The sequence below is a fragment of the Microbispora sp. ATCC PTA-5024 genome, assembly GCF_000511135.2.
Lineage (GTDB): Bacteria > Actinomycetota > Actinomycetes > Streptosporangiales > Streptosporangiaceae > Microbispora > Microbispora corallina.
On record NZ_KI866522.1, the window covers coordinates 943105 to 958943 of the forward strand.

The 15839-nt window shown below is 70.8% G+C and carries 15 protein-coding genes; 10 read left to right on the top strand and 5 right to left on the bottom strand.

Annotated features, from left to right (window positions below; genetic code table 11):
- The 3 genes from MPTA5024_RS39250 to MPTA5024_RS04320 form a co-directional block, all read right to left on the bottom strand.
- Positions 1–214, bottom strand: a 214-nt coding sequence (locus MPTA5024_RS39250; protein ID WP_198166942.1) for an RICIN domain-containing protein, incomplete at its 3' end; no start/stop codon positions are given.
- A gap of 191 nt (positions 215–405) precedes the next feature.
- Positions 406–885: a quercetin 2,3-dioxygenase gene (locus MPTA5024_RS04315; protein ID WP_036320068.1), complete on the bottom strand. Its 480-nt coding sequence runs from the start codon at positions 883–885 to the stop codon at positions 406–408.
- Positions 882–1292 carry a VOC family protein gene (locus tag MPTA5024_RS04320; protein WP_036320070.1) on the bottom strand — a complete coding sequence of 137 codons (411 nt, stop codon included), beginning with the start codon at positions 1290–1292 and terminating at the stop codon, positions 882–884. Before MPTA5024_RS04320 ends, MPTA5024_RS04315 begins: the two co-directional genes overlap by 4 nt.
- Positions 1293–1358: 66 nt before the next feature.
- Here MPTA5024_RS04320 and MPTA5024_RS04325 point away from each other — a divergent pair, with 66 nt between their 5' ends.
- From MPTA5024_RS04325 to MPTA5024_RS04335, 3 genes are all read left to right on the top strand, one after another.
- Positions 1359–2003, top strand: coding sequence for a TetR/AcrR family transcriptional regulator (locus tag MPTA5024_RS04325; RefSeq protein WP_036320073.1), 645 nt, complete (start codon positions 1359–1361; stop codon positions 2001–2003).
- Between the two features lie 221 nt (positions 2004–2224).
- Complete coding sequence (locus MPTA5024_RS04330) at positions 2225–3646, top strand: NAD(P)/FAD-dependent oxidoreductase (protein ID WP_051457688.1); 1422 nt, start codon at positions 2225–2227, stop codon at positions 3644–3646.
- Positions 3647–3730: 84 nt separating this feature from the next.
- Entirely contained in the window at positions 3731–4981 is a 1251-nt protein-coding gene (locus MPTA5024_RS04335) for an AI-2E family transporter (protein WP_232326188.1), read from the top strand.
- A gap of 21 nt (positions 4982–5002) precedes the next feature.
- On the opposite strand, the gene MPTA5024_RS04340 is transcribed toward MPTA5024_RS04335, so the two are convergent.
- Both MPTA5024_RS04340 and MPTA5024_RS04345 read right to left on the bottom strand, forming a co-directional pair.
- Complete coding sequence (locus MPTA5024_RS04340; RefSeq protein WP_036320076.1) at positions 5003–6220, bottom strand: DUF6716 putative glycosyltransferase; 1218 nt, start codon at positions 6218–6220, stop codon at positions 5003–5005.
- Complete coding sequence (locus tag MPTA5024_RS04345) at positions 6217–7218, bottom strand: hypothetical protein (protein ID WP_051457689.1); 1002 nt, start codon at positions 7216–7218, stop codon at positions 6217–6219. Before MPTA5024_RS04345 ends, MPTA5024_RS04340 begins: the two co-directional genes overlap by 4 nt.
- Before the next feature lie 120 nt (positions 7219–7338).
- Between MPTA5024_RS04345 and MPTA5024_RS04350 the strand changes: the two genes are divergently transcribed.
- The 7 genes from MPTA5024_RS04350 (at position 7339) to MPTA5024_RS04380 (ending at position 15814) form a co-directional block, all read left to right on the top strand.
- The gene (locus MPTA5024_RS04350; RefSeq protein WP_036323132.1) at positions 7339–8157 is read left to right on the top strand and encodes an aldo/keto reductase; all 819 of its coding nucleotides are present in this window, start codon (positions 7339–7341) and stop codon (positions 8155–8157) included.
- A gap of 85 nt (positions 8158–8242) precedes the next feature.
- On the top strand, positions 8243–9724 hold the full coding sequence (locus MPTA5024_RS04355; protein WP_051457690.1) for a sulfatase family protein: 1482 nt from the start codon (positions 8243–8245) through the stop codon (positions 9722–9724).
- A 304-nt stretch (positions 9725–10028) separates the two neighbouring features.
- On the top strand, positions 10029–11381 hold the full coding sequence (locus MPTA5024_RS04360; RefSeq protein ID WP_036320081.1) for an ABC transporter substrate-binding protein: 1353 nt from the start codon (positions 10029–10031) through the stop codon (positions 11379–11381).
- An 87-nt stretch (positions 11382–11468) separates the two neighbouring features.
- Positions 11469–12443, top strand: coding sequence for a carbohydrate ABC transporter permease (locus tag MPTA5024_RS04365; protein WP_036320084.1), 975 nt, complete (start codon positions 11469–11471; stop codon positions 12441–12443).
- Positions 12440–13333 (top strand): carbohydrate ABC transporter permease, encoded by an 894-nt coding sequence (locus MPTA5024_RS04370; RefSeq protein WP_232326190.1) that lies wholly within the window; start codon positions 12440–12442, stop codon positions 13331–13333. Before MPTA5024_RS04365 ends, MPTA5024_RS04370 begins: the two co-directional genes overlap by 4 nt.
- Before the next feature lie 41 nt (positions 13334–13374).
- Entirely contained in the window at positions 13375–14766 is a 1392-nt protein-coding gene (locus tag MPTA5024_RS04375) for a GH1 family beta-glucosidase (protein ID WP_051457691.1), read from the top strand.
- A 28-nt stretch (positions 14767–14794) separates the two neighbouring features.
- Positions 14795–15814, top strand: coding sequence for a LacI family DNA-binding transcriptional regulator (locus tag MPTA5024_RS04380; protein WP_036320093.1), 1020 nt, complete (start codon positions 14795–14797; stop codon positions 15812–15814).
- Positions 15815–15839: the final 25 nt, after the last annotated feature.

The following is a 15839-nucleotide window of genomic DNA, read 5'->3' on the forward strand; positions in this document are numbered from 1 at the left end:
TCAGGCACAGCCCGCTGTTCTTGTTCCTGATTTTGTAGAAGCCTCCGCTCTGGTACAGAAAGGTCCAGAGGCGTGACGGATGGCTGTCGCAGTAGTACTGGACGGCAGGAGCATTGGCTGCTTTGCCACCGCCGGCGATGGTGAGACAGAGCCGGCTGTTGTAGTTCTTCATGTAGTAGGCAGTCCCCGCCAGCGCAGGCGGCGCGGTCAGCACTGCGCCGGCTGTTGCTGCAGCGACCAAAACCGCTGCGGCCCGACGTGTAGCTTTTGCCAACTCCCCTACCAACCTCTCTCTCGAACCGCATGCACAAGCCGCACGCGGGCACGTCTAAATCAACGCCGTATCAGGTGAAGCTCTCAGCGCACTGGCGGAAGCGTGATACGCCCTCGTTCCGGTGGGCTCGGTCACATGGGAGGCGGGCCGAGGATCTGGTGGCCGTAGCGGTGGCCGGCCTCGATCAGGCGGGGAATGTCGGGCGGGGTGGGGGCGGGCAGGCCGGGGTGTTCGGCGGGGCGGCCGAGTTCGGCGATGAACTGCTCGAATCCCGACGGTGTGGTGATCTGCAGGCCGCGTACGGGCCCGTCGCTGACGACGAAGGAGTGCGGGATGCGGCGGGGCAGGAAGGCGAAGTCGCCGGGCCCCGCGGTCCAGTGGTGGTCGCCGCAGTCGATGGTGAGCTTTCCCTCGAGGATGTAGAACGCCTCGTCCTCGCGGTCGTGGATGTGCTGGGGCGGCCCGAAGCCGACGGGGGCGGACCACTCGATGAGGGTGAAGGCGTCGCCGGTCTGGTCCGCGCCGGCCTTCACGGTCATGCGGGTGTCCAGGAACCACAGGTGGGGGCCGTCATCGGGGGTGAGCAGGTAGCCGGTGGGGTCGAAGGTCATCGGGCGTCCTCGGGGTCGTCCTGGGCGGGGTGGTAGAAGCGGATCTCGATGCCGTCGGGATCGTGCAGGCCGACCAGCACCTGGCCGACGTGCCCCGTGACGATGCCGCCGTGCGGCTCGGCCAGGTCGTCCAGTCGCTGCTGCCAGGCCTTCAGGTCACGCAGGGTGGGCACGCACAGGGCCATCGGGTCGAATCCGGCCATCGCGGCGGCCCGTACCGGATCTTGACGCAGGGCCACGTCGACGGCGTTGTTCGCGTCGCGGAGGGCGACGCCCATGAGCGTGCCGTCCTCGACGAACTCGATGAAGACGCGCAGGCCCAATACGCGCTCGTACCAGTCCCGGCTGCGTTCCACGTCCGTCACCGGGAGTTTGACGTGGTGGAAGCCGTTAAGTGTCGCATCCATGGGGGACCTCCGGGGGGTCTCACTAGAGTTGTCTCTAGTGAGTTTCTCTGTAGTAGGCTCTAGCGAATGAGCGATCCTGTCAAGAGCACGACCGGACAGGGCACCCGCCGGGCCGCCCAGGCCCGCGCCACCCGGAGACGGATCACCGACTCCGCGCGGGACCTGTTCCTGCGGCAGGGGTACGCCTCGACCACCCTGGATCAGATCGCCGCGGCGGCCGGGGTCGCGGTGCAGACGGTGTACTTCCACTTCGGCAACAAGGCCACGGTTCTCAAGGAGATCGTCGATGTGCTGTCGGTCGGCGACGACGAGCCGATACCGATGCTGGACCGGCCCTGGGTGAAGCAGGTGCGCGACGAACCGGACGGCCGCCGGGCACTGGCGATCTGGCTGGCCAACAGTCGCGTGATCTTCGGCCGGGTGGGGCCGATCATGAAGATCGTCCGCGACGCCGCCGGCGCCGACGCCGAGATGGCCGCGCAGTGGGAGACCAATCAACACCAGCGCTTCCTCGCCCACCACAGCCTCGCGCGGCAGCTCGCCGACAAGCAGGCCCTGCGCCCGGACCTGTCGACCGAGGAGGCGGCCGACGTCATCTTCACCCTGGTCAGCTTCGAGGTCTACCTCCTGCTCACCGGCGTACGCGGGTGGACGCCCGACGAGTGGGAACGCTGGATCAACAAGATCCTCGCCGCCGCGATCCTGCGATGACCGCGGCACGGGTGCGGAGCGAGCGGGCGACCACATGTCCGCCGAAACGGCCCGGGCGCTCACGGTGGCCGGCGGTGGCCCGGCGTGCCGGTCCCGGCCCGCCCGGGAGCTGGTCCCAGTGAGCGCCAAGCCGGTGCCCAGTGAGCGCCAAGCGGCCGCTCGCATGCTCGTCGCCGTAACCCACCGCCGCCCCGACGGGCGGCCCGGCGACGAGGTGAGCCATGGCCAAGCGAATCGTCCGTACGGCGACGACACCCACCGGGCACCGGCCCACGCGACACGCCGTCGTCGTCGGAGCGGGGATGGGCGGGCTGCTCGCGGCCCGCGTGCTCACGGAGACGTACGACCGCGTCACAGTGATCGACCGCGACGCGCTCCCCGGCGGGAGCGCCCCCCGGCGGGGCGTGCCGCAGGGACATCACGCGCACGGCCTGCTGTCGCGCGGGCGCGAGATCCTGGAGGACCTCTTCCCCGGGCTGACGGCGGACCTGATCGAGGCGGGCGCCGTTCCGTGCGACCTCCAGAACGACGTCCGCTGGTACAACGACGGACGGCGGCTCCACCCGGCGCCGTCCGGGCTGCGCGGCCTGACCGTGAGCCGCCCGCTGCTCGAAGGCCGGGTGCGGTCCCGGGTCGCGGCCCTTCCCGGTGTCGTGATCCACGAACGCTGCGAGGCGGTCGAGCCCGTCGCCGTCGTGGACGACGGGAGGGCCGGCGCGGTCACCGGCGTGCGCCTGCTGCGTGCCGGCCACGGACCCGAGGAGGTGGCGGCCGACCTCGTGGTGAACGCCACGGGCCGGGGCAACCGCGGCACCGAGTGGCTGCGCAGGCTGGGGTACGAGCCCGCGCCGGAGGAGCGCGTCGACTCGCGGCTGGTGTACGTCTCGCGCGAGTACCGGCGCCGGCCGGGGGACGCCGGCTTCACCGCCGTCATCGTCGGGCACGGCGTGGCCGTCCCGAGGGGCGGCGTCGCGCTCGGCGCCGAGGGGGACCGCTGGCTCGTCACGCTGTTCGGCATGGGCGACGACGTCCCCCCGGCCGACCCGGACGGGTACCACCGCTTCGCCGAGCGGCTTGCGGTCCCGGACGTGCACCGCCTCCTGGAGCGCGCCGAGCCGCTCGGGGCGCCCCGCCTGATGCGCATCCCGGTGAGCGTCCGCCGCCGCTACGAGCGGCTTGCCCGCTTCCCCGAGGGCTACCTGGTGTTCGGCGACGCCCTGTGCCAGTTCAACCCCAGCTACGGCCAGGGGATGACGGTGGCCGCCTGCGAGGCCGTCGCCCTGCGCGAGTGCCTGGCGGACGGCGTCCGAGGCGACCTGGCCCGCCGCTTCTTCACGCGCGCCGCCCGGATCATCGACGTGCCGTGGGACATCTCGGTCTGCGGCGACCTGCGGTTCCCGTCGGTCGAGGGCCCGCGCCCCGCGCGGGTGCGGCTGCTCAACCGCTACCTCGGACGCCTCCACGCGGCGGCCGAGTCGGACCCCTTGGTCGGGCACGCCTTCCTGAGCGTGGCCAACCTCGAGGCCCCTCCGCAGCACCTGCTGTCGCCCGGGGTCCTGGCCCGTGTGCTCCGGCCGCGGTCCGGCGGCACCCCCTCCCCGTACGAGGTCGCGGTCCCGGAGGCGAGCCCGGCGGCACGGTGACGAGACTGGATGCGCTGCGGGAGCGTATGCGGACTTATCACCATTTATCGGTGTGAAGTGATCGGCTGGGGGCAGCAGGGACGCGTGCCCGACGACAATCCCCTAGGCAGCGGCATCACCAGCGTCTTCCCCTCCCTCCCCTCCGGGGCGACGCCGGAGACCGCCGTCACTCCCCCGCCCGGCGCCCCTGACAACAGCCCTGACAACGCTGCTGACACGGGCCCCGGCACCGGCCCCGGCGGCGCCTCCGGCACCCGGGAGACGGCGGCGCCCGGCGACCGCGACATGCCGTTCGGGCGGCCCGGCCGCCCGCTGCGGAGCAACCCGTTCATGTTCGGGCTCACCGGCGCGCTCGGCGTGCTCACCGCCTGGCTGCTGGTCCAGGCGATCGCGAGCGCCGGGTCCGCCCTGGTGCTGATCGTCGTCTCCCTGTTCCTGGCCATCGGCCTCAACCCGGCCGTCGAGGCGCTGCAGCGGCGCAACCTGTCCCGCCGCGTCGCGATCGCGATCGTGTTCGGCTCGGTCATCGCGTTCTTCGTCGCCTTCGGGCTGGCGATCGTGCCGCCGCTGACCGAGCAGACGTCCGGCTTCGTGCAGCACCTGCCCGAGTACGTCCAGCAACTGCAGAACCACCCGCTGATCCGGTCGGTCGACCAGCGGTACCAGATCCTGGACAAGATCCAGCAGTACGTGACGAGCGGCAACCTCGCCACCCAGATGTTCGGGGGCCTGCTCGGCGTGGCCAGTGTCGTGATCAGCGCGCTGTTCAGCGCGTTCACGATCCTGGTGCTGACGCTGTACTTCCTCGGGTCGCTCCGGTCGATCAAGGAGACGGCCTACCGGTTCGTGCCGCGCTCCCGCCGCACCCGGGTGTCGCTGCTCGGCGACGAGATCGTCAACCAGATCGGCGGCTACGTCGCGGGCAACCTGATCATCTCGCTGATCGCGGGCGTGGTGACGTTCCTGTTCCTCGCGGTGCTCAAGGTCCCGTACGCGCTGGCGCTGGCCATCTTCGTCGCCGTCACCGACCTGATCCCGCTGGTGGGGGCCGTCCTCGGCGCGGTGGTCGCCTCCGGCGTGGGCTTCCTGACGTCGTTCCAGGTGGGTGTCGCCTGCGTGGTCTTCTTCGTCGTCTACCAGCAGGTCGAGAACTACGTGATCTCGCCGCGGGTGTTCAAGTCGTCGGTCGACGTGCCGCCGATCGCCACCATCGTGGGCGCCCTGCTCGGCGGCGCCCTGCTCGGCATCGTCGGGGCGCTGCTCGGCATCCCGCTCGCCGCCGCGCTGATGCTCCTGGCCAAGGAGGTCGTGCTCCCCCGCCAGGAGCGGCTGTGACGCGCGCGAACGGCGCGCGCGTCAGAAGGCCTTGAGGTAGCGGCGCATCCGGCGCTTGGCACGGTAGCCGTACCGCAGGACCTTGGGCGGCACCTCCAGCCGGAGGCGGGCGCGGCGGCGGGCGGCGGCGTGCTCGGGCCCGTCGAGCAGGGAGCGGGCCGGGACCAGGCGGCCCGCCCGCGCGTCGTCCACCAGGGCGGCGACGCGGCCGCCCCAGTCGGTGGACGAGGAGTCGTGGAAGTAGTTGGCCTGGCACCAGTCGGCGGCCGGGGTGCGGAAGTCGGCCTTGGCCAGGTCCTCCAGCGTGCCGAGGCAGCCGCTGCCCTCGAAGACCAGGTTGATCATCTCCGCGCTGACGCCGAAGTCGGACAGCACGAGCAGGGGCACGTTCTGGGCGATGGCCTCCAGGGCGGCGGTCGAGCTGACCGTGACGAACCCGGCGGCGTGCGTGAGGTGCTCGTGCATCGGCCCGGCGGCGAAGCGGACCGCGTCCTGGCGCACCCGGCCCGCGGCGGCCATCTCCCGCCAGAGCCGCTCGTAGTGGTGGCGCTCGTTGTGCGTCTGCCGCTCGTCGTCGCGGGCGCGCAGCTTGACGACCACGTCGAGGTCGGGCCGGGCCTCCGCCAGCGCGGCCAGCGCGAGCAGGACGGACTCCCGCTCCTCGCGCCGCCGCGGCACCTTCGCCTGGGTCGCGAAGATCACCCGGTCGCGCTCCCCCACCGGAGGCGCCCCGAGGTCGAGGTACGGCAGGCGGGCCAGCGCCACCCCGCCTCCGCCGCCGAGCTCGCGGCCGATGGCGGAGAACTCGGCGACCTCCCGGCCGCTGTGCACCACGAACAGGTCGCACCCGCTGCGGAACAGCCAGGCCTTCTCCGTGGCGGGCACCGAGATGCCGGGCAGCCCGGACACCAGCACCGGGCGCGGGTCCAGCCCGGACAGGATCTCGGCCGCGAGCGCGTCGACCACGGGCCCGGTGCAGGCCAGGAGGATCGCGTCGGGCCGGAACCGCTCGGCGGCGCGGCGCAGCTGCCGCGCGGTCAGCACGGGCGGCGCGACGTCTCCCCCGGGGCCGGCGCTCCTGGTTCCGCTCACCGCAGCCGCGATCTGGCCGTCCGAGGGGGTGATCGGCGTGCGGACGACGGCGAGATCGGTGGTCCACCCCTCCGGGAGCGCGTCGAGCAGGCCTGCGGCCCACTTGAGGTACGAGTCGGAGTCGGCCACGGCGAGCAGGCGGGTCAAGGAGCGACCTTTCGGGGAGCGTTCGCGGAGGGGTCGTGAGCGAAGATCTGGAGGTGGGAGCGGAGCGACGGCCCGGCCGAGGCCGTCCACCAGTCGTCGGGGACGTCGATGCTCTCGACCGACACGCCGCGTGCCGACAGCAGGACGCGCAGCGAGGTCACCGCCGTGGACGGCAGGCTGAGCACGCGCTGGTCGGGCCGCAGGGCGCGCAGGGTCATCTCGGCCGGCACGCCGGCGTCGTACACCGTCAGGCCCTCGATCCTGCGGACCCGGTCGAGGTCGCGCGGGTCCTCCCTGCGGTGGGGGTAGTAGGCGACCGGCTCCTCCAGCCGTTCGAGCCAGCGCAGGTAGCGGTCGCGGTGGATGAGCCCGTTGCGGACGAGCGAGGTGCCGAGCACGACGGTCCGCTCGTCCGGCGGCCGGTCGGCGGGCTGGGAGCGCAGCCAGGCGAAGTCGTGCCGCACCAGCCGGGCCCCCCGGGACCGCACCGCCTCGGCCAGGTCGTCGGGGACCGGGAGCGCGGTGAAGACCGTCGGCTTGCGGGTGCGCAGCCGGACGGCGGCGGCGGCGCCGAGCAGCACGCGCCCCGGGGTCGCCCTGCCCCGCGCGCGCAGCAGCGGGCGGCGGGCGACCAGCAGCTCCAGCAGGCGGATCGTGGCGAGGCCGTCGTCGACGAGTATCGTGCGGCCGGGCTGCGCCGTGGCCAGCGCGAGCTGGACGCGCCCGGAGAACGCGTCGCCCACGGCCCAGGTGCGGGAGGGCCGCGGCATGCGCTCGGACGGCTCGGCGAACTCCAGGCCCACGGGCAGGCCGAGGCGCTTGAGCTCACGGCGGGTCATCCGCAGGGCGGGCAGACCGGCCCTCGGCACCACGCGCGTGGACGGGCCCAGGACGCCGGCATGATGCGCCTCGACCACGCACAACAGCTGCAGCGGGGACTCCACCCACGCGACAGCCGACCCCTGTTCACCGGCGTGGCGCCGACCCTCGTTCTCCACGCGGCGTAATGAGACGTTCACGACGCGCTCACACTAGCGCGCGAACACGACATGAGCGGGAACTGGGGGTGAACAGACCCCAACGGGATCCGCGCGTTCACCTGCGAGAGCATGGTGCGCATGGATCTCATCACGTTGAACGACGGTGTCGTCATGCCGCGGCTGGGGCTCGGCGTGTGGCAGGTGAGCGACCGCGAGGCCGAAAGGGCCGTCCTCACCGCGATCGAGCACGGCTACCGCGGCGTCGACACCGCGAAGCTGTACCACAACGAGCGCGGGGTCGGCCGGGCCGTCCGCGCCTCGGGACTCCCCCGCGACGAGCTGTTCGTCACCACGAAGCTGTGGAACGACGAGCACGACTCCGACAAGGCGCTGCGGGCCTTCGACGCGAGCATGGACCGGCTCGGCCTCGACGTGCTGGACCTCTACCTGATCCACTGGCCGGCCCCCCGCCAGGGGAAGTACGTCCAGGCGTGGCGGGCCCTGGAGAAGCTGTACTTCGAGGGACGCGTGCGGGCGATCGGCGTGTCCAATTTCACGGTGGAGGCACTGCGGCGCCTGCTCGACGAGACCGACGTCGTGCCCGCCGTCAACCAGATCGAGCTGCACCCCTGGCTGCCGCAGCGTGAGCTGCGCGCCTTCCACGCCGAGCACGGCATCGCGACCGAGGCGTGGAGCCCGCTGGGCCAGGGCAGGGGTTTGCTCGACCTTCCCGTCCTGGCCGAGATCGGCGCCCGCCACGGGAAGACGGCGGCCCAGGTGGTGCTGCGCTGGCACCTCCAGCTCGGCAACGTGGTCATCCCGAAGTCGGTGACGCCGTCGCGGATCGCCGAGAACATCGACGTGTTCGACTTCGAGCTGAGCCCCGAGGAGATGGCGGCCGTCGACGCGCTCGACGCGGGACGCCGCCTCGGGCCGAACCCGGCGACCTTCGGATAAGAGGCCATCGGGAGCGTACGGCGCGTGTCGCCTCGAACACGGCGCGCACGTTTCCGCTGATGGGCCTGTGGCAAGGAAAAGGGCCATGCCCCTGCCGAAAGGATCCGGGCGACGGTGGCTCGCCCTCGCGCTCGCGCTCGTCGCGTGCCTCGCCCTCACCGGCGCGGCACGCGGCGCGCCGGACCCGCCGGGCCGCCCCAACATCGTGCTGATCCTGACCGACGACCTTGACACCTCCGATCTTCAGCACTTCCCCAACATCGCGAACCTGCTGGTCCGGCAGGGCGCCTCGTTCTCCCGTTTCTTCGTCACCAACCCCTGGTGCTGCCCGTCGCGCTCGTCGCTGCTGCGCTCCCAGTACGTCCACAGCCACCACGTGGAGAGCAACCGGGCGCCGACCGGCGGCTTCCCCAGGTTCCGGGGCATGGAGGGGTCGACCGTCGGCACCTGGATGCACGACGCCGGCTACCGCACCGGCCTCATGGGCAAGTACCTCAACCAGTACCCGAAGGGCGCGCCGCGGACGTACGTGCCGCCCGGCTGGGACGAGTGGGACGTCCCGGTGACGCGGCTCTACCAGGAGTACGGCTACGCCCTCAACGAGAACGGCGCGCTCCGCCAGTACGGCCACGCGCCCGGCGACTACCTGGAGGACGTGCTCAGCGCGAAGGCCGGCCAGTTCGTCTCCGGCCCCGGCCCCTTCTTCCTCTACCTGGCCCCCGTCGCGCCGCACCTGCCGGCCCACTACGCGCCCCGCCACGCCGACGCCTTCGCGGGCGAGCGCGCGCCGCGAACGGCCTCGTTCGACCAGGCCGACCTGTCGGCGGAGCCGCGGTGGCTACGCGAGCGGCCGCCGCTGTCGGCCAGGGAGACCGCCCGGATCGACCGCGTCCACCAGGACCGGCTCAGGGCGATGCTCGGCGTGGACGACATGGTCGGCGCGCTCGTCTCCGCGCTGGCGAGGGCGGGCCGGCTCGACGACACCTACATCTTCTTCACCTCCGACAACGGCTTCCACCTCGGGCAGCACCGGCTCCGGCCCGGCAAGACCACGCCGTTCGAGGAGGACATCCGGGTGCCGATGGTGGTGAGGGGGCCGGGCGTCGCGCCGGGCGCCACGCTGACCCCCCTCACCTCGACCGTCGACCTCGCGCCGACGTTCGCCGAGCTCGGCGGGGCCGCCGTGCCGTGGTGGGCGGAGGGACGCTCGCTGGTCCCGCTGCTGCGTGGCGCCGACGTCCCCTGGCGGGACGCGCTGCTGGTGGAGTTCTCCCACGCCGCCTACTCGCCGTCCTCGCCGCCCTCGTACGCCGTTCTGCGCACCGGCCGGTACGCCTACGTGCAGTACGCCACGGGCGAGCGGCAGCTGTACGACCTCTGGTTCGATCCGGCGGAGATGCACAACCTCGCGCCGGCCGCCGGCCCCGGGCTGCTGGCGCAGCTGTCGGCCCGGCTGGCGCTGCTGCGGATCTGCATGGGAGCGGGGTGCCGGATCGTGGACGGCCTGGGCGGTCTGGGCGCGTTCGGCGTGGAGGGCCCGCGGGTGCCTCCCCCGCGGACCCGATAGGGGGATTGCGGCCATCACCTCACCCGTGGTGGCCGCTCATCCTTTCCTCCCCGTATGTATTTGGGAGCGCTCCCAAGCCCGCTATGTCCGGTAATGTACGGTTCACCGGTCCTAACCACCCCCGGAGTAACAGTTAGGTTTCAGCATATTGACGCCCGCGTTGCTCATAGAGGACCCTTCGTGGGAGCGCTCCCAACAGTGCCCACGCACATTGAACACCCATCGATCACGGGCCGTGAAGTCGGGGACCGGCCTGGGATGCACCTCCCACGAGATTCGGGATACCACCTGAGAGGGGTCCGGAATGATTGACAACGCGCGCCGGGGCAGGATGCTGGCGATCGCCGCAGTGGCGACGCTGGCTCTCGGCGTTACCGCCGCCTGTAGCGGTTCGGGCGACAACGGCGGGACCTCTGCTTCGGGCGGGTCCTCGGCCGGGGCCGCCCCGATCACCATCACGGTGCAGACGTTCGGCGGCGGCAAGAACTTCGGCTACAAGGAGGCGGTCGACAAGTGGAACGCCTCCCACAACGACATCAAGATCAAGAATGACAACCTGACCGACCAGTTCGAGCAGGTCTACTGGCCGCAGATGATCCAGTGGCTGCAGTCCGGCGCGGGCGCCGGCGACGTCGTCGGCATCGACGAGGGCGGCATGGGCCTCGCCAAGGCGCACCCCGAGTGGTGGGCCGACCTGAGCGAGTACGGCCTGGACAGCCGCAAGTCCACCTACGCCGACTGGAAGTGGCAGAACGGCGTCACCGCCGACGGCAAGCTGTTCGGTCTCGGCACCGACATCGGCGGCATGAGCCTGTGCTACCGCCGCGACCTGTTCGAGAAGGCCGGGCTGCCCGGCGACCGCGACGAGGTCAGCAAGCTGTGGCCGACGTGGGACGACTTCGTCAAGGTCGGCGAGAAGTTCCAGGCGAAGGTCAAGGACACCAAGTTCGTCGACGGCACCAACACGCTCTACAACGTGGTCCTGGTGCAGGAGGCCGCCAAGAACGGCAACGTCTCCTACTTCGACACGAACAACAACCTGATCGTCGACAAGAACCCCGCGGTCAAGTCGGCCTACGACTTCGCGGTGAAGATCAGCCAGGACGGCCTCACGGCCAAGCTGCGCAACTTCACCGACGAGTGGAAGACCGGCATGAAGAAGTCGCAGTTCGCGACCCTCGGCTGCCCGTCCTGGATGCTCGGCGTGGTGAGCGGTGACGACGCCGCCGGTCCCGAGCTCAAGGGCAAGTGGGACGTCGCGGCGGTGCCGGGCGGCGGCGGCAACTGGGGCGGCTCCTGGCTCGCCGTTCCCAAGCAGTCGAAGCACCCCAAGGAGGCCGCGCAGGTCCTCGACTACCTGACCGGCAAGGACGCGCAGGTCAGCGTCTTCAACTACAGCGGCAACATGCCGAGCAACACCGAGGCTCAGCAGGACCCGGCGGTCCAGGGCGCGAAGAACGAGTACTTCAACAACGCCCCGGTCGGCGACATCTTCGCCAAGTCGGCCTCCGCGCTCCAGCCGGTCTTCCTCGGCATCAAGCACGCCCAGGTGAAGAACGCGGTCGAGTCGGTCATCTCGGCCCTCGACGACGGCTCGGTCCCGTACGCGCAGGCCTGGCAGAAGCTGGTCGACGACGCCGTGAAGGCTGCGGGCTGATCTCCACGCCCGACAGGTGAGCACCGGCCCGCCGCGGCGGCAACCCCGCCGGCGGGCCGGTCGCCTGCTTCCGCTGAAAGGTAACGCATGAGCCTGCACGTCGACGCGGGGCCGGCCGCCCGGACCCCCGCCCCTCCCCCGAGGAGGCACGGCCGCACACGCCCGACCCGGTCCTTCCTGTCGTGGATCGACCTCAAGGCGGCGCCGTACCTCCTCATCTCGCCGTACTACCTGCTCTTCCTGCTGTTCGGCATCTTCCCGCTGGGCTTCACGCTCTACTACTCGCTCTACAAGTACGACCTGACGGGCACGACCAAATGGACGGGGCTCGGCAACTACGCGGCCCTGCTGACCGACAGCGCGTTCTGGAACGCGGTCGTCAACACGCTCGGGATGTTCGTCATCGCCACCGTGCCGCAGATGCTGCTGGCGCTGCTGCTGGCGAACGCGCTGAACAAGCGCATCAGGGGCCGCTTGTTCGTCCGCCTGGGGGTGCTGCTCCCCCTCGTCACCTCGGTCGTCGCGGTCGCCGTGGTCTTCACCCAGCTGTACGGCCGCGACTGGGGCGTGATCAACTGGGTCCTCAGCTGGTTCGGGATCGACCCGGTCAGCTGGAAGACCGAGCGCCTCCCCTCCTGGCTGGCGATCTCCACCATGATCGACTGGCGGTGGACGGGCTACAACGCGATCATCTTCCTCGCCGGCATGCAGACCATCCCCCGGGACCTGTACGAGGCGGCGTCCATCGACGGCGCGTCCCGCAGGCGGCAGTTCTGGCAGATCACGGTGCCGATGCTGCGGCCCACCATGATCTTCGTGATCCTGAACTCCACCATCGGCGGCCTCACGCTCTTCTCCGAGCCCACCACGTTCTACGGCGGCAACGTCCACGGCGGCACGAACAGCCAGTTCCAGACCGTGTCGATGTTCATCGTCGAGCAGGGCTTCCGGGAGTTCGACTACGGCTACGCGTCCGCGGCCGCGTGGCTGCTGTTCCTGATGATCCTCATCGGATCGTTCATCAACTTCATGCTCATCCGCCGGATCGGGGGCAACAAGTGACCACGCTCTCCGCGCCCGCAGACACCAGAAGGCGCCGCGCGAAGTCCTCGGGCGGGGTGACCAACCTCTGGACGGCGACGCCGCTGACCAAGATCGTGATCGCCGTCACGCTCGTCGTGTCGGCGTTCCCGCTCTACTGGATGCTCGTCATCGCCTCCCGCACCAACCGCGAGGCCACCGACATCCCGCCGCCGTTCCTGCCGGGCGGCAACCTCGGGGCGAACATCCAGCGGGTGCTGTCCAACCCCGACGCGCACTACATGGCCGGCCTGACCAACTCGGTGCTCATCGCGTGCACGGTCACGCTCTCCGTCGTGCTGATCTCGACCTTCGCCGGGTTCGCGTTCGCGCGGCTGCGCTTCCGCGGCGGCCGGGTGCTCCTCCTGCTGGTCCTGGTCACGATGATGGTCCCGCTCCAGCAGATGGGCATCGTGCCGCTGTACCGCCTGATGGTCAGCCTGGAGTGGGTCGGCACGCTCAAGGCCGTCATCCTGCCGTACCTGCTGAACGGCTTCGGCGTCTTCCTCATGACGCAGTACACCGAGCAGGCCGTGCCGAACGAGCTCGTCGAGGCCGCGCGGGTCGACGGCGCCTCCACCCTGCGCATCTGGTGGAACGTCATCCTCCCGGCCGTGCGGCCGGGCATGGCGGTGCTGGGCATCAACACGTTCATGCTGACCTGGAACGACTTCCTGTGGCCGCTGATCGTGCTGACTCCGGACAACCCGACCGTCCAGGTCGCCATCAACTCTCTGAACGCGAAGTACGGCACGGACTACGTGCTGATCTTCAGCGGTACGGCGATGTCGATCCTCCCGCTCATCGTCGTTTTCGTCGTGTTCGGCCGACAGATCATCGGCGGACTCATGGAAGGTGCAGTCAAAGCGTGACAACGCACGGCACACGACCCGAGACAGAGATCCCGAGCCTGATGTTCCCCACGGGGTTCGTCTGGGGGGCCGCCACCTCCGCCTACCAGATCGAGGGCTCGATCACGGCGGACGGGCGGGGCACCTCCATCTGGGACTCCTTCTGCAGGCAGGCCGGCCGCATCGTCGAGGCGCACAACGCGGAGATCGCGATCGACCACTACAACCGGTACCGGGACGACGTGCGGCTCATGGCCGACCTCGGCCTGTCCGCCTACCGGTTCTCGGTCTCCTGGCCGCGGATCCAGCCGGACGGCTCGGGGTCGTACAACGCGAAGGGCCTCGACTTCTACAAGAGGCTCGTCGACGAGCTGCTCAGCTACGGCATCGACCCCTGGCTGACGCTCTACCACTGGGACCTGCCGCAGTCTCTCGAGGACGCGGGCGGGTGGCCCGCACGCGACACGTCGAAGCGCTTCGCCGACTTCGCCGCGACCGTCCACGCCGAACTGGCCGACCGGGTCAGGAACTGGAGCACGGTCAACGAGCCGTGGTGCGCGGCGTTCCTCGGGTACGCGTCGGGTGAGCACGCCCCCGGGCGGCGCGAGCCGGAGGCCGCCCTGCGAGCGGCCCACCACCTGAACCTCGCGCACGGCCTCGCCGTCCAGGCGATGCGGGCGCAGAGCGCGGACTCGCAGATCGGCGGGTGCGTGAACCTCTACGCGATCTCCCCCGCCACCGGCAGCGAGGCCGACAGGGACGCGGCCCGCCGGATCGACGGCCTGCAGAACCGGTTCTTCCTCGACGCCCTGCTCAAGGGCGCCTACCCGGAGGACGTGCTGGAGGACCTGGGCCACATCTCCGACCTCGCGTTCATCCAGGACGGCGACCTGGCCACGATCGCCTCGCCGATCGACATGCTGCTGGTCAACTACTACAGCCGCTTCACGGTGTCCGGCGCGCCGGGGGGAGCGGCGTCGGCGGCGGCGGCGCCGACCGACTCGGGGTCGCCCTGGGTCGGCAGCGAGCACGTCGGCTTCGTCAACGGCGGCCGCCCGGTCACCGCGATGGGCTGGGAGATCGACGACGCCGGCCTGTTCGAGGTGCTGACGCGGCTGGCCGACGAGTACCCCCGGATCCCGCTCTACATCTCCGAGAACGGCGCGGCCTTCGACGACGCGCTCGGTGAGGACGGCACGATCCACGACCCCCAGCGCCGGGACTACATTGAGGCGCACCTGCGCATCTGCCACGCGGCCATCGAGGCGGGCGTCCCGCTTCAGGGGTACTTCGCCTGGTCCCTGATGGACAATTTCGAATGGGCCTGGGGGTACGGCAAGCGGTTCGGCCTGGTCTACGTCGACTACGAGAGCCAGGTGCGGACGCTGAAGTCGAGCGCTCTGTGGTACGCCGACACCATCAGACACGGCGGGCTGCTGGGTCGGGCACAATAAGCGCAGACGCGATAAGGGGGCAGTATAGATGAACGGGGACCGCCGCTCCGGGGGACGTCCGACCTTGGAGGCGGTCGCCGCCCGAGCCGGCGTCGGCCGCGGCACCGTCTCACGCGTGATCAACGGGTCGCCGAAGGTCAGCGACCGGGCCCGCGACGCGGTGCTGCTGGCCATCCAGGAACTGGGCTACGTGCCCAACCGGGCGGCGCGGACCCTCGTGACGAACCGGACCGACACCATCGCGCTGGTGGTCTCGGAGTCCGAGCAGCGCGTGTTCGACGAGCCGTACTTCGCGGGGCTGATCCGCGGCATCGGCTCCGCGCTGTCCGAGACCGGCCTCCAGCTCATCCTGACGATGGCGCAGAACCGGCTCGAGCACGAGCGCCTGGAGGAGTACCTGACCGGGCAGCACGTGGACGGGGTCCTGCTGACCTCGGTCCACGGCGCCGATCCCCTGCCCGGGCAGCTGGAGGAGATGGGCGTGCCGACCGTGCTCGGTGGCCGGCCCGTCGGGCTCAACCCGTACAGCTACGTCGACATGGACAACCGGGCCGGCGCCCGGCAGGCGGTCAAGTACCTGGTCTCCAAGGGCAGGACGCAGATCGCCACCATCGCCGGTCCGCAGGACATGGGCGTGGGTGTCGACCGTCTGGCCGGATACCGCGACGCGCTGCTCGCGACCGGCATGACCGAGCTGGTGGCCTACGGGGACTTCTCCGAGGAGAGCGGCTCGGCGGCCATGCGCGAGCTGCTGCAGCGCCACCCCGGCCTGGACGCGGTGTTCACGGCCTCAGACCCGATGGCGGTCGGGGCGCTGCGCGTGCTCAAGGAGAAGGGCAAGGTCGTCCCCGACGACGTGGCCATCATCGGGTTCGAGGACTCGAAGGTGGCCCTGCACACCGACCCGCCGCTCACCAGCGTGCACCAGCCCACCGAGGCCATGGGCCGGCAGATGGTGCAGCTGCTGATCGCCCGCATCAACGGCGAGCCGCTGGAGCAGCCGGTCGTCATCCTCGACACGCACCTGGTGATCCGCGCCTCGGCCTGAGGCCCGCAGGCCCGGAGGGCTCCCG